This window comes from Pseudomonas cistanchae, from assembly GCF_054483635.1.
Window position 1 is genome coordinate 20,074 of record NZ_JBTLWN010000003.1, and the last position, 13,820, is coordinate 33,893.

Annotated in this window: 15 protein-coding genes and 1 pseudogene; 7 read left to right on the plus strand and 9 right to left on the minus strand. The window is 60.1% G+C overall.

What is annotated here, in order from left to right:
• Positions 1 to 31: 31 nt before the first annotated feature.
• The 4 genes from ACX0MV_RS10060 (at position 32) to tal (ending at position 5,125) form a co-directional block, all read left to right on the plus strand.
• On the plus strand, positions 32 to 1,369 hold the full coding sequence (locus ACX0MV_RS10060; RefSeq protein WP_458982371.1) for a CSLREA domain-containing protein: 1,338 nt from the start codon (positions 32 to 34) through the stop codon (positions 1,367 to 1,369).
• Positions 1,370 to 1,389: 20 nt separating this feature from the next.
• Positions 1,390 to 2,751: a CSLREA domain-containing protein gene (locus ACX0MV_RS10065; RefSeq protein WP_458982372.1), complete on the plus strand. Its 1,362-nt coding sequence runs from the start codon at positions 1,390 to 1,392 to the stop codon at positions 2,749 to 2,751.
• A 334-nt stretch (positions 2,752 to 3,085) separates the two neighbouring features.
• Positions 3,086 to 4,090 (plus strand): tRNA dihydrouridine(20/20a) synthase DusA, encoded by a 1,005-nt coding sequence (dusA, locus tag ACX0MV_RS10070; protein ID WP_458982373.1) that lies wholly within the window; start codon positions 3,086 to 3,088, stop codon positions 4,088 to 4,090.
• 105 nt (positions 4,091 to 4,195) lie between these two features.
• Positions 4,196 to 5,125: a transaldolase gene (tal, locus tag ACX0MV_RS10075; protein WP_458982374.1), complete on the plus strand. Its 930-nt coding sequence runs from the start codon at positions 4,196 to 4,198 to the stop codon at positions 5,123 to 5,125.
• 55 nt (positions 5,126 to 5,180) lie between these two features.
• Here the strand turns inward: tal and rssC are convergent, their stop codons facing one another.
• Positions 5,181 to 5,675 carry an anti-sigma factor antagonist RssC gene (rssC, locus tag ACX0MV_RS10080; RefSeq protein WP_458982375.1) on the minus strand — a complete coding sequence of 165 codons (495 nt, stop codon included), beginning with the start codon at positions 5,673 to 5,675 and terminating at the stop codon, positions 5,181 to 5,183.
• Positions 5,672 to 6,856 (minus strand): two-component system response regulator RssB, encoded by a 1,185-nt coding sequence (gene rssB, locus ACX0MV_RS10085; RefSeq protein WP_458982376.1) that lies wholly within the window; start codon positions 6,854 to 6,856, stop codon positions 5,672 to 5,674. The genes rssC and rssB overlap by 4 nt, the downstream gene beginning before the upstream one ends.
• A 215-nt stretch (positions 6,857 to 7,071) precedes the next feature.
• Here rssB and ACX0MV_RS10090 point away from each other — a divergent pair, with 215 nt between their 5' ends.
• Positions 7,072 to 7,371, plus strand: coding sequence for a PilZ domain-containing protein (locus ACX0MV_RS10090; RefSeq protein WP_458982377.1), 300 nt, complete (start codon positions 7,072 to 7,074; stop codon positions 7,369 to 7,371).
• A 56-nt stretch (positions 7,372 to 7,427) separates the two neighbouring features.
• On the opposite strand, the gene ACX0MV_RS10095 is transcribed toward ACX0MV_RS10090, so the two are convergent.
• A complete protein-coding gene (locus ACX0MV_RS10095) occupies positions 7,428 to 8,129 on the minus strand; it encodes an MlaA family lipoprotein (RefSeq protein WP_458982378.1) in 702 nt (233 codons plus the stop codon).
• Positions 8,130 to 8,228: 99 nt separating this feature from the next.
• On the opposite strand from ACX0MV_RS10095, the gene ACX0MV_RS10100 reads away from it, so the two are divergent.
• Positions 8,229 to 8,639 carry an acyl-CoA thioesterase gene (locus tag ACX0MV_RS10100; RefSeq protein WP_458982799.1) on the plus strand — a complete coding sequence of 137 codons (411 nt, stop codon included), beginning with the start codon at positions 8,229 to 8,231 and terminating at the stop codon, positions 8,637 to 8,639.
• 198 nt (positions 8,640 to 8,837) lie between these two features.
• Positions 8,838 to 9,104, plus strand: coding sequence for a DUF4404 family protein (locus tag ACX0MV_RS10105; RefSeq protein WP_458982379.1), 267 nt, complete (start codon positions 8,838 to 8,840; stop codon positions 9,102 to 9,104).
• A 67-nt stretch (positions 9,105 to 9,171) separates the two neighbouring features.
• Here ACX0MV_RS10105 and queF read toward each other — a convergent pair whose 3' ends face one another.
• The 6 genes and pseudogenes from queF to ACX0MV_RS10135 all read right to left on the minus strand — a co-directional run bounded on the left by queF (position 9,172) and on the right by ACX0MV_RS10135 (position 13,806).
• The gene (gene queF, locus ACX0MV_RS10110) at positions 9,172 to 10,002 is read right to left on the minus strand and encodes an NADPH-dependent 7-cyano-7-deazaguanine reductase QueF (protein WP_458982380.1); all 831 of its coding nucleotides are present in this window, start codon (positions 10,000 to 10,002) and stop codon (positions 9,172 to 9,174) included.
• A 36-nt stretch (positions 10,003 to 10,038) separates the two neighbouring features.
• Positions 10,039 to 10,737, minus strand: a complete 699-nt coding sequence (pyrF, locus tag ACX0MV_RS10115; protein ID WP_458982381.1) for an orotidine-5'-phosphate decarboxylase — start codon at positions 10,735 to 10,737, stop codon at positions 10,039 to 10,041.
• A 73-nt stretch (positions 10,738 to 10,810) separates the two neighbouring features.
• On the minus strand, positions 10,811 to 12,016 hold the full coding sequence (locus ACX0MV_RS10120) for a winged helix-turn-helix domain-containing protein (protein ID WP_458982382.1): 1,206 nt from the start codon (positions 12,014 to 12,016) through the stop codon (positions 10,811 to 10,813).
• 48 nt (positions 12,017 to 12,064) lie between these two features.
• Positions 12,065 to 12,544 carry a DUF3291 domain-containing protein gene (locus ACX0MV_RS10125; protein WP_458982383.1) on the minus strand — a complete coding sequence of 160 codons (480 nt, stop codon included), beginning with the start codon at positions 12,542 to 12,544 and terminating at the stop codon, positions 12,065 to 12,067.
• Between the two features lie 45 nt (positions 12,545 to 12,589).
• Positions 12,590 to 13,527, minus strand: a pseudogene (locus tag ACX0MV_RS10130) (DMT family transporter).
• A gap of 45 nt (positions 13,528 to 13,572) precedes the next feature.
• Entirely contained in the window at positions 13,573 to 13,806 is a 234-nt protein-coding gene (locus tag ACX0MV_RS10135) for a DUF1127 domain-containing protein (protein ID WP_458982384.1), read from the minus strand.
• Positions 13,807 to 13,820 lie beyond the last annotated feature (14 nt).

The following is a 13,820-nucleotide window of genomic DNA, read 5'->3' on the forward strand; positions in this document are numbered from 1 at the left end:
ACCCACCCCTGACCGCTTAGAGGAACTCACCATGTCAGCCAGATATCCTTGGACGCTGTTACTCGCAGCCGCCCTGGCCGCACCACTGACCGCCAACGCCCTGGACCTGCGGGTTACCACCCTTGCCGACGAAGACGATGGCAATTGCAGCACGGAGCACTGCTCGCTGCGTGAGGCAGTGTCTGCCGGCAACGCCGCCGGGCAAGCAAAGCTCTATCTGAAGGCCGGCGACTATCGACTTAGCCGTCAAAATGCGCTTGGTCCCGACGGTCGGATTATCGACGAGGACGCCAACCTGACGGGCGATCTGGATATCCGTGGTGAACTGACCATTGTCGGCAAGGGCCGCTTTCGCACCATCCTCTTCGGGGAAGCCCTTGACCGCGTGCTGGATGTACAGCCCGAGGGCCACCTGCAATTACGCGCACTGACCATTACCGGCGGTAGCACGCCGTTCCGCGGCGCTGGCATGAAAAATCAGGGCAGCACGAAACTGGTGGATGTGCTGATATCGGGCAACTTCACCGCCACCTCCGCCGTCGACGGCCAGGGTGGTGGTATCTACAATACCGGGAGCATGCTCATCCTGCGCTCTACGGTAGGTGCCAACCAAACTACCGGCAGCGAGTCCGGCACCGGTCGGGGTGGTGGTATCTACAACACTGGCGAGCTGTATATCCGCGAAAGCCAGATCACTACGAATCGGTGCAGTGACCCAAAGAACAGCGGCGAAGGCTGCGGGATTTTCAGCACCGGCCAGGCGGATATTGCGCGTAGCTACTTCTGGCGCAATGAAAGTTCTACCGGCAGCGGCGCTGCCATTCTAAACCATGGCCAGCTGCTTCTAAGCAACAGCACCCTGAGCGACAACAAGGGCACAGGCAGCAACAGTGCCGCCCTACAAAATGGCAGCGCGGGGGCAGACAACCGTGACGTCACGCTGAAACTCGTTCACACCACCATTGCCGGTAACAAGGCTCGCGGCCTCGCCAACGAAGCACGGGTGAACCTGCGCAACAGCGTGATAGCCGGCAACACGCTCGCCGGTCAACCAAGCAACTGCACCAACAGCGGCTCTGTTATCGGCTATCAGGCATACGGGCTGTTGATCGGCCTGGCCGCAGGCGACGGTTGCGCGGCTAGCCATTACATCCCTGACTCCAGCACCTTCATCAATCACCTGTATCCACTTTCCAGCGCGGGAGAAGGTACTGCCAGCACGCGCGTACACCGCCTGCGCCCAAGCAGCTTCGCCATTGATTCGGGTTGGGGCGCTTGCTCGAGCCACGACCAGCTTAGCGTGAGCCGTCCACGAGACGGCGATGGTGACGGTGTCGCGATTTGCGATCTCGGCGCCTACGAGTACTGATCCCTTGACGAGGAATGCCCATGTTCAGCTTTGACCGATACCACGTTTCACTGCTCATGCTCGTGTTGGCCGAACCTTTAACCGCTAACGCAGTGGATTTGTATGTCACCACCTTCGCGGACGACTACGATGAAGTCTGCAGTCTCGATCACTGCTCATTGCGCGAGGCAATCAATGCGGCCAACGGCTTGCCCGAGGCGCGGATCGCCTTGCAAGCCGGTGACTATATTTTGCAACGGCCACAGCTGCCGTCGCGCAACGAATGGCCAATACAGGAAAAAGACAACAAACATGGTGACCTCGATGTCACCGGGGACCTGCTGCTGATCGGCCAGGGTGCCGGCGTGACGCGGATCGATGCCAGGCAGATCGACCGGATAATGGAGCTTCATCCGGAAGGCCAGGCGCAATTACGCAATCTAACCGTTACCGGCGGAATGCAGATGCTCAACGGCGGCGGCATTCTCAATCACGGCGAATTGCGCCTTTATCAAGTCGAGGTACGTGGCAACCGTGTCAACGTCGAACTACCCTACCCGGCTGACTGGGCTGGTGCCGGCGGCGGTGTTGCCAACTTTGGCCAACTTAATGTGCAGCGTTCCACCTTTATCGGCAATCGGGTCTACACCGGCGAAAGCTGGCGTATGGGGACAGGCGGTGCGATTTATAACGAAGGCACGCTGCGGGTACGCGACAGCCTACTGAGCGGCAACATGGCCGCTGACTGGCACGAAGTAGGCCAAGGCGGCGGGATTTATAACGAAGGTACAGCCGACGTTGCGCGCACCAGTTTCCTGGGAAATTCGGTCTCGCGCAGCGGCATGGGGGCGGCGGTACATAACGTCGGTCAGTTCAAACTGGCCAACAGCACGCTGGGTAATAACCGCTCGACCGAGCGGGCCGCGTTTGAAAACGGTCACGCCTGGAGCAACAGCCTTAGCGGAAAATCACGGGCCGAGCTAATCCACGTCACGATCGCTGGAAATGATGGCTGGGGCCTCAGCAACCGCGGCGACGTTCTCATTCGCAACAGCGTCATCGCCGGCAATCGCTCCAGCGAATTCGGAGATGTGCGTAACTGCATCAATCAGCCCGGCATGATCGGCTTCTTAGCGCGCGGCTTGCTGATGGGCACAGATACCCGAAACTGCATCGCCGAAACCTACATCGCTGACCAAACCACCTTCACCCACCACCTGTTCGACCTGCAGGAAAATAACGGTAGCCAGCTATACCCGCTGCGCCGCACCAGCGCAGCGATAGACTTGGGCATAGGCAGTTGCTCCAGCCACGACCAGCGGGGCCTTGACCGCCCGCGTGACGGCAACGGCGACGGCGTCGCCAATTGCGATCTAGGAGCGTTCGAGCGCGCGCATCCCTAACGCCATCTTGCAGGTTGAGATGCATATGCGGGAGAGCTTGCCTGAAGCGGCCCGCCCCCATCTTCTGCTGGGATCGCCGCATTGAGTTGAGGCAAAACCGTCGGTTGTCGCGCCAAGCAATGCCTCCTGCGCATGCTTAGCGAAGCATGACTACTGCTGAATGCGGTCTCATGCCGTATATGCGGGCGCGGGCACTTGCAATCGAGCGGAAGGTTTCTTGGTAAACTCCACCGCCTTGGCTCCACCGAAAAATCTGCAGCCTGAATTGAATACGCTCAGTTCATGCGCCAGTCGTCCTTGTCCATCCTCGTTCATCAACAATCGACCTGAGCCAATGCCGCTTAAACCCCCATCAAGCCCAGCAAGCACGCCATTGTCCCGCCGCTTCTCCGTGGCGCCGATGATGGATTGGACCGACCGTCACTGCCGGTTCTTTCTCCGTCAGCTCTCGCGAAACGCCTTGCTCTACACCGAAATGGTTACCACGGGCGCGCTCTTGCACGGCGATACGGCGCGCTTTCTGCGCCATAGCGAAACCGAGCACCCACTGGCGCTGCAGTTGGGCGGTAGTGTGCCGAGCGACCTGGCGGCATGCGCCAGGCTTGCCGAACAGGCCGGCTATGACGAAGTCAATCTGAACGTCGGCTGCCCCAGCGACCGGGTGCAGAACAACCTGATCGGTGCGTGCCTGATGGCCCATCCGGGATTGGTGGCCGAGTGTGTCAAGGCCATGCGCGATGCGGTGAGCATTCCAGTGACGGTCAAGCATCGGATAGGTATTGACGGTCGCGACGGCTACGCAGAGCTCTGCGATTTCGTTGGTCAGGTGCGCGACGCCGGCTGCCAGAGTTTTACCGTGCATGCACGTATTGCGATTCTCTCCGGCCTGTCACCCAAGGAAAACCGCGAGGTTCCGCCACTCCGCTACGAGGTCGCGGCGCAAATCAAACGGGACTTTCCCGACCTCGAAATCATTTTGAACGGCGGTATCAAGACGCTGGAAGACTGCGCCCAGCATCTACAGACCTTCGATGGCGTGATGCTCGGGCGCGAGGCCTACCACAACCCCTACCTGCTTGCGCGCGTCGATCAGCAGCTGTTTGGCTCGACAGCCCCGGTAGCAAGCCGGCTGGAGGTCATGCAGTCGATGCGTGGCTACATCGCGGAGCACCTGAGCGAAGGCGGCAGCATGCACCATATCACTCGGCATATGCTTGGCCTGGGACAAGGGTTCCATGGTGCCAGGCGTTTTCGCCAGCTGCTGTCCGTCGACATTCACAAGACAGCTGAGCCGCTCGCCCTCTTCGACCAGGCGGCTCAGCTTCTCGACGGACGCTAAGACACCCTGCCAGTTCATGCGGGAGCGCACAGGCACGCGGCCACCAGTTGAGCCCCATCTAAGGCTCGGGTAAGGTCGGCTCATCTGCAACGACAAGGCTACGTCATGACCTCTTCCAAGCTGGATCAACTCAAGCAATTCACCACCGTGGTCGCCGACACTGGCGACCTTGATGCCATCAGTCGACTGAAGCCGGTCGACGCCACCACCAACCCCTCCCTTCTGCTTAAAGCGGCCGCCATGCCGCGCTATGCCGAGCTGCTGAAAAATGCAGTGGCCGCCAGCAAGGGCGACATGGATATGGCATGCGATCACTTTGGCGTGGCGGTTGGCCAGGAAATACTCAAGATCATTCCGGGGCGAATCTCCACCGAAGTGGATGCCCGCTTGTCTTTTGATACCCAGGCGACCTTGAATCGCGCCGAGCGCCTGATCGGTCTGTATGACCAGGCGGGCATTGGCCGCGAACGCGTGCTGATCAAGATCGCCTCGACCTGGGAAGGCATTCGCGCGGCCGAACAGCTGGAGAAGGCTGGCGTTCAGACCAACCTCACTCTACTGTTTTCCTTCGCCCAGGCCCAAGCCTGCGCCGATGCGGGTGCGTTCTTGATCTCGCCGTTCGTGGGCCGGATTTACGATTGGTACAAGAAAGCTGAAGGCCGCGATTTTGTCGGTGCAGAGGATCCTGGCGTGCAGTCGGTTACGCGGATCTACAACTACTACAAAGCCAACGCGTATCAAACCGTGGTCATGGGCGCCAGCTTTCGCAATATCGGCCAGATCGAGCAGTTGGCTGGTTGCGACCGTCTGACCATCAGCCCTGAGCTGTTGCAGCAACTGGCTGAGGACTCGTCCCCGCTTGCGCGCAAACTCGACGCTGGCAATCAGGCTGAAGCACGGCAGAGCCTGAGCGAAAGTCAGTTCCGCTGGGCTATGAACGAAGATGCCATGGCCACAGAAAAGCTGGCGGAAGGCATTCGTCAGTTCGCCCGCGACCAGGAAAAGCTGGAAAAGCTGCTCGCCACCAATGCCTGAATGCAAAACGGGGCGCCAACCAACGTTGAGCGCCCCGCTTCATCGCTAGCCGTAATCAGTGGTGTTCGAGTGCGTTAACCAGGTCGTGAAATGCTTCGCGATTGGATTCGTTGAGACCCATCAGGATGCGGTGCGCTTCCAGCACCTTGGCCCGCACCACTTCTTCTGACTGATCCTGCGATGGAAGGTCTGCCAGGCAATCTGGGCACGGCAATGGCGTGTCCACGATGTTGAATACCTGATCGAAGCCCATGGACTGAAGCAGGCGGGTGATATCGGCGTGCGTAGTGACCACGGTTGGCAGCAGACCAATCTTCTGCCGCGACAGAATGGATAATTTGGCCAGCAGGCCGAGCGTCGTGCTGTCGATGCTGCGGGTTTCCGTCAGGTCGATGACGATGGCGGAAAAATTCAGCGCGGTGAAAATCTTTTCGATCGTGGAATCCAGCGCGGAGCAAAGGGTCAGGCGCACTTCACCGACAAACTTCAGGACAAAGGTACCGTCCTGCTCAGCGAATTGGATTCGACCAGGGTTTGTCCCGAGGTTCATGCAAGGTTCCTGCTTAGCACCAGCAAGGCAATATCATCTGGCATATCGGTTAGGTTCGCCAGCCCGAATACATGCCGCAGACCATCTAGCGTGCCGCCTGCAGAGCTGACCAGTGTCGGTAGTATGGTCTCTTTTTCCTGCAAGGTGTCACCTGGCAGCAAATCGAGGATGCCATCGGACAACAAGGTCAGGCTGAACGACTCTGGCAGCGTAACGACGTGATCGGCGTATTCCGCCTCATTGAATAACCCAACCGGCAAGCCGCGCCCCTGGAGATACTGCGCCTGACCCTCGCTGTACAGAACCGGCAATGGCAGGTGGCCACCGATGCTGTAGGTCAGCTGCCCGCTCTGCTCATCGATAACGCCACCAAGCATGGTGACGTGCTTGCCGAGCTTGCAGTTGATCAGGCCACGGTTGATGTGGCCAAGGACTTCGGACGGTTTGAATTCCGGCAAGTTGCCGTTGCGTCGCGATTCGTAAAGCAGGCGCGTGGTCATGAATTTGAGCAGCACGGTGACAAAGGCCGACGACGCACCGTGACCTGATACATCGGCCAGGTAGAAAGCGACGCGACGCTCATCGACACGGAAGTAGTCGACAAAATCACCTGACAGGTAGAGCGACGGAATGATCTGGTGGGCGAACATCAGCCCGTCGACCTTCCAGGGCGTAACCGGCAGCATGTTCATCTGCACCTGCCGACCGGCGTTCTGGTCTTCCTGCAACAGGTGGAGGCTGGCTTGCAGTTCGCGGTTGGCGACTTCCAGCTTGTCCCGATAACGCTGATTTTCCTGACGCAGGTGCGAGCGATCAAGCGCGCGGCGCACCGAGTGCTCCAGCACCGCAAGGTCTTGCAACGGTTTGATCAGGTAGTCGGCCGCGCCAAGGCGCAAAGCCTCGACCGCATCGCTCATGACGCCAGCACCGGAGACCACGACCACCGGCGTCTGGGTGTCCAAGGCGTTTATTCGGCGAATGAGTTCGAGGCCATCGACCTGGGGCATACGCAGGTCGCAGATCACCAGATCGGGACGTTCCTGCTGGAACACTTCCAGACCCTGAGCGCCATTGCTGGCTTGTAGAACGTTGAAGCCGCTGTCTTCCAAATAGGCCGCAAGGCTTGCGCGCACTACTTCGTCATCGTCAATTATCAGCAGCGTGGCACTGGTTTTGTGCATGGGGTATCCAGGCAAACTGCGCCGGGTATTGGTTGACGTTAGCGCTAGGCCAACCACCTGAGCGCGCGTACTCGGTTCGCGTTAAGGCGCAGACGGTACTCCCATCCGCGCATCGATTCAAGCGTGCGCCGGTCGTCGCCAGGCGACTTTACACCTCAAACAGCGCAAGGTTATAAGGGCTGCAGGAGACACCCTATAACAAGAGGATAGCGTTCATGAGCCAAAGCGATCGCGCATACAGTGAAAAACGCGACTATATCCGCATGCGACTGGAAGCACCGGTCACCCTGCATCATGCCGGCAAGGAAATACCGGCGCTTTGCCTCGACCTTTCAAGTACCGGCATGCAGTTGGAAGCAGACTGCGCATTGCAGATGGGCGACAAGGTAAGGGTTCATATCGCCTCCGAACACAACGAGCTCAGCGGCCTCAATGCGGAAGCCGAAGTGGTGCGCGTGATCACGCTCGACGACGGCCGCCAATCGCTTGGGCTGGCAATCAGTTCGATGAGCTGATAACCCTGCCCACAGAAAAGGCGGCCCTGGGGCCGCCTTTTTTGTGGCTGATTTGCTTAGAAATCGTCTTCAACCTGCCCGTCCTGCACGCGGAACTCACGGTTCTGCAGGTACGCATTGCGGATGAAAATGTATTTGTCGCCACTGACCATCCGCTCGGCTGAGAGCAGATTGGCGCGGGCATCAACAATGTTTACCCCGCGGACAACATTGCGAGTCGGCACATGCTCCATGTGCGGGTACGGCGTCAGGTAGCTGTCCGGGATTCTCGCCCCGGCATCACGCACGGTGCTCGGCCCCATCAACGGCAGTACCAGATAAGGCCCGCTGCCCAGCCCCCAGGCGCCCAACGTCTGACCGAAGTCCTCATCGTTTCGCGACAGCCCCATCTGCTTGGCGACGTCGAAGAAGCCCAGCACGCCAAAGGTGGTGTTGAAAATCAGCCGACCTGAATCGACGCCGGCATTGTGAAACTTGCCCTGAAGCAGGTTGTTGGCCAGATTGCCGACGTCGCCGATGTTGGCGAAAACGTTATGCACGCCGTCTTCCAGAAACTGAGGGGTGACCGCCTGATAACCTTGCGCCAGAGGCTTCAGGCCATAGGTGTCGACGGTGTCATTGAAAGAAAAAATCGCACGATTGAAGCCTTCCCATGGGTCTTCCTCGGCAGCCTGCGCCGCCAGTGGCAATAGCGCCACATTGGCGCAGATAACCAATCGGCCCAGACGACTTAACCAGCTTGCTCCGATCACACGCATTGCGCTCTCCTTGAAATAATGTGGCAGCTCGAAGCAGCCCGACGGCTGCGCAGTATAAAGTCTGCGCCACTTAAAAAGGCAGCATAGCGGAGGAAGATGATGCAGGAAAAACGGTTACTCCATATTGCCCATGTTGCCGTGCGATGGGGCGACATGGACAGCTACGGGCATGTCAATAATGGCGTCTACATGCAGTACCTCGAAGAGGCGCGGGTTGGCTGGTTTGCCCGTATGGGCATCGAGATGAACAACGTGCCGCTCGGTCCGATCATTCTGCAGACCCTGCATACCTATCTGAAACCCGTGGTGTACCCGGCAACCGTGCAAATCGAGTTGTTCGCCGGCGCGCTGGGACACAGCAGCCTGGTCATTGAACACCGGCTTTCTACCCTTGAAGACCCCGAAGTCGCCTGTGGCGAGGGCTACTGCAAGCTAGTGTGGGTGGAGCACGCCCTGGGTCGCTCCGTTCCGTTGCCTTCTACACTGCGCAGCGCGTTGGCGCCTAATTAATGATCAGGCGTTGACTGGACGGAGCGCCAGACGCCGTGACACTGCATGCATCAGGCGACTGGCGAACTTATCACGGGACAAAACGCACCGGGGCCGAACAAGCAAAGCAGCGCTGCATGGATTACCCTGAGACTACGCGCGGACCTTTCGCCTCTGGCCAGGGTCCATGCAAATGCCTATCGAAAAAGGGAGTGTCGTATGCCTGCAAATCGTCTGCAGCAGCAATTGGATGAACTGCGCAATCAGTTGGCAGAGGATCAGCCCCTCAACGAAGAAGAGCGAGCCTCGCTGTTTGTGCTGACTCAGGAAATCGAATTGCAGCTGGCCCAACAAGCTGCATCAGCGCCAGATGCCACGCTGGTAGACGGTGTCAATCTGGCCGTCGAACGTTTCGAGGTCAGTCACCCGACCTTGGCAGGGACTTTGCGCAACATTGTCCAGAGTCTTGCCAATATGGGTATCTGATTCACCCGCATCGAAAAACCCCAGCAATTGCTGGGGTTTTTTATGTCACAGCCAACTGCGCGGGCGGCTACTGGCGCACCAGCCGGCGATTGTCCGGCAGGATCGCAGCCGTGCTGCGATAGGGATTGATGTCCAGCCCGCCGCGACGCACATAGCGCGCATACACAGTCAGGTATTCCGGTTTGAGCAACTCAAGCAGGTCAAGGAATATCCGCTCGACGCACTGCTCGTGAAAATCCGCATGCTGGCGAAAGCTCACCAGGTAAGCCAGCAAACTGGCGTGGTCCAGGGCTGCACCGCGGTACTGCACCACGACACTGCCCCAGTCCGGCTGGCCGGTAACCGGACAATTAGACTTCAACAGGTTGCTGTGCACGCTTTCCTCGATCCGCTGATCCGCATCGCAACGCAGTAACTCGGGCTGCGGTGTCGCGTAGTTGCTGATGGCCACGTCCAGCTCGTCGATACATACCCCTGGCGACGCAGCCACCCCCTCTGCCGCAACTTCAGTCAGGCTGCGCACCCTTACAGCCACAGGCTTGCCGGCCGCGGCGGAAAGATCACGCTCCAGCACGGCGACCAGCTCGGCCACCTCGGCGAATGCTGTCTGGTTGAGCGAGTTGAGGTACAGCTTGAAGGATTTCGATTCGATGATATTGGGCGAGTCCGCCGGGATGGCGAACTCGCCCATGGCTACTACCGGCTTGCCGGAGGGCAGCAGCCAGGACAATTCGAAGCAGTTCCAGAAATCTACGCCCTGGTAGGGCAACGTTTCGGCGCTAATTCCCAGCTCGGCCCATTTGGCCGCGCGCGGAATGGGGAACAACAGCGAAGGCGTGTAAGTGGCGATGTATTCACTGGATTTGCCCAGCGGGGAGTCTTCGGCAGCGGGATGCATGGAAATAACCTGATCGAGTCGAATAGAGGATGGCCGTTAAGCGAGCTCAGCCACCACTGCGGCAAGCGCCTGCGCCGGGTCGTTGGCCTGGCTGATCGGCCGACCGATCACCAGGTAATCGGCGCCCACATCCATCGCCTGACGCGGGGTCAGGATGCGCCGCTGGTCATCCTGTGCACTGCCGGCTGGACGAATCCCCGGGGTCACCAGTTGCAGCGTCGGGTATCCGACTTTTAGTGCCTGGGCTTCCTGGGCAGAACAGACCAGGCCATCCATGCCTGCCTGCTGGGCCAAACCGGCCAAACGCAGAACCTGTTCCTGCGGCTGGATATCCAGGCCAATTCCGGCCAGGTCGTCGCGCTCCATGCTGGTCAGTACGGTCACGCCAATCAGCAGCGGTTTCACCCCGGTCAGCTTGTCCAGGGTTTCCCGGCAGGCCGCCATCATGCGCAGGCCGCCCGAGCAATGCACGTTGACCATCCATACGCCCATCTCGGCGGCGGCCTTGACCGCCATCGCGGTGGTATTGGGGATATCGTGAAATTTTAGATCGAGAAACACCTCGAAGCCTTTACCGGCCAACGCCTCGACGATGTCCGGGCCGCAGCGAGTGAACAGCTCCTTGCCCACCTTCACCCGGCACAGCTTAGGGTCAAGCTGCTGCGCCAGTGCCAGAGCGCCAGCGCGGTTCGGAAAATCCAGGGCAACGATGAGTGGAGTCTGGCAGGCGGACATGGGCTGGGCTCTCGGCTAAACAAATTCGGCGCGCATTGTAGCGGAAGCCGTACACAATTGCCGGCTCGGCCGCCTAGCGCAGATACGCCTGCAAACGCGCCGCGCTGTCGCTGGCACAGTTGAACTGGACGTGCAGCAGCCCTAGCCAACCAGCCAGTTGCCGCAGATTCAACGCCAAGGCGGCGATGCCTGCTTCATCCAGCCCTGCAGCTTCCGTGTGCACGGCGTGTACGGCCAGACGCTGATGGGCGCGCTCGGCGCGCAGGTCTAGGCGCGCCGCCAGGCGCTCGTTGTGCAGGAACGGCAAAACATAGTAGCCATACACCCGCTTGTGCTGCGGCGTGTAGATTTCCAGGCGGTAATGGAAGTCGAACAACCGCTCGGTTCGCGCGCGTTCCCAAATCAACGAATCGAATGGCGACAGCAATGCGCTCGCGTCCACCTTGCGCGGCGTCTTAGGCTCGCCTGCGCAGTACGCTGGTTGCGCCCACCCTTGCACCATTACCGGCTGCAGCTCGCCGGCTTCCACCAGCTCGGCCAGGCGCGCCTTGCTCTCGCTGGCGTCCAGCCGGTAGTAATCGCGCAGGTCTTTTTCCGTCGCAACACCCAGTGCCTGCGCCGCGCGCAACAGTAACCGCCGCTGCGCATCGGCATCCTCAGGCACCGCGCTATTCAGGATGGCGCTTGGTAATACCCGCTCTGGCAGGTCGTAGAGGCGCTCGAAACCGCGGCGCCCCGCCACCGTCACCTCGCCCGCGGCGAACAGCCATTCCAGCGCGTGTTTCTCCGCACTCCATCCCCACCAGGCGCTGCTGCCCCCGGTTTTCTGGCCGAGGCTGCCTGCACCCAACGCACCCTGCTCGCGGACGGCCTGCAAGACACGCTGAATCAAGGCGTGCTGCTCGCGACCGAAGCGTGCCAGATGCCGGTAAATGCCCACGCCATCATGGGCCCGCTGCATGCGCCAACGCATCAGCGGATAAAGCGAAAGGGGCAGTAGCGAGGCCTCATGACCCCAATATTCGAACAACGCCCTGCGCCGCCCCTGACTCCAGGCCGCCTGTTCGAGCAGGGTGCGGTCGTAGGCTCCAAGGCGCGAAAACAGGGGAAGGTAGTGCGAACGCACCACGGCATTGACCGAGTCGATCTGCACTACGCCAAGCCGGTCTATTTGCGCAAGCAACTGGCGATGCGTGATCTCGCCGCGATCGGCACGGCCAAAGCCTTGCGCACGCAGCGCCAGGCGGCGTGCCTGGAGAAGGGATAAGGTCGTAGTCATGGTCACTATGCTAGCTGCACCCTACCGCCATGCCAGCCCGATTAGGCTTCAACTATCGGCTGTCATCGCAGCCAATGGGTGCGCATCAGCGGCTGGAAAGGTCTGGCGGAAGTTGAAGGCTCTGGCAGTAGGCCCCGCTGCACGCAGCAGTTCCAGGCGCTCAGCGGCTTCACCAACGCTGGGCAAGTGGCCTTGCGGCACCCACCAGAGCACCATGTGCGCCGCGCCCATTCGGTCGAACCATTCATTGCGGCGCTTGAGCATTTCGGCGTGGGCCGATCGGTAGACGTAGGCACGTAGCGCATCAAAGTCGCGCCACACCGACAGGTTGACCAGCATCTCGTCGCCAAACGGTCGTATTGCCGTCGCGTCCCCCGCCTCGTCCTGCAAGCGCCAGACAAACCCTGGGGCGGCATCGGCCAGTTCATTGATGCGCTGCAGATTGGCCACGAAGTCCGCCATACCCGGCGCTTCCAGCGGTTGTTTCATACTGGCGATATTCAGCTGCGCCAGGTGATAGTCCGACATGCCGCTGCTCCTTTCTGATAGCGGTTCAAGTAGTGCGCTAGCTGTCTAGCGCGATGCATAACGCCAGGCAAGCAGCTGGCGGCGAAACCAGGCGTGGTTGCTGACCAGCACGATGCCGAGCAATACCAGCAGCGCGCCGGCGACAAAATTGAGGCTCAGCGGCTCATCGAGTATCAGCACGCCGAAAGTCACGCCGAACAGCGGCGTCATGAATGAAAACACCGCCATGTTCGACGCCAGGTACCGGCGCAACAGCCAGAACCAGGCAAGGTAGCTGAGAAAGGACACCACAACGCCTTGCAGCAGCACGCTGGCGATACTTGTCGGCGTCCAGCGGATCGGCCCGAGCTGACCAATAGCCGCGGCGTACCCCAGCAACAGCAAGGATGCCACGGCGAGCTGGTAGAACAACGTCAGCGTCGGCGGCGCTTCGGACAACCGGGAAGCGCGCACCACCACAGTGGTCGCTCCCCATGCTATGCCGGCGAGAAGACCGAAGGCGTCGCCCAGCAGCATCTGCCGGTCCATGGTTGCCCAATCCACACCTGCGCCGAAGGCGATGGCAATGCCGGCAAAACATATGGCGATACCCAGCCATTGCAGCGGGCTCAACCGTTCAGTCCGCAACAGCAAGTGCAGGCCGAGTGCCGAGAATATCGGCGCGGTGTAGAGAAATACCGCCATGTGCGAAGCCGAGGTGGACTGCAGGCCACGGGCAATGAAAAAGAACTCCAGCGCGAACAGCACGCCTGCCAACACGCCGCCACGCCAGGTAGGTCCCAACCAGCCCTGCCAGTCGCGCTGCCAGAGCATCAAGGCGCCCACCAGCAGCGCGGCAATGCCTGAGCGCAGCGCCACTTGCAGCAACGGGGAGAATCTGGGGCAGCCAGCTTGATCGCCACCTGCTGGACACCCCAGATGGCGCACAGCAGCACCATCACCTGCAACAGATATACATCGGCGCCTTTGCGCATGACACTCATGCGACCACCGTTCGCTTAGCGACCATACTCTTTGCCGCCTCCTGTTTATCGTGCCAGCGGATCATCCCAGAATGGCCGCTCGCTTTCCTGCACTACATCGGCCCTACTCAGGCCGAGATCCTTCAGCGCTCCGTCACCGAGCATCGCCAGCTGCTGACGCTGCTCGTGCAACTGCCACCAACGCTTCAGTTGACGAGCCACCGCGCGCAACGCCGAGAGCGGCCGTACACCTTGGATACCCGGAGCACTGACCAGCACATAACCTTTTTGACCTTTCATCTCGCTGCCCTCCT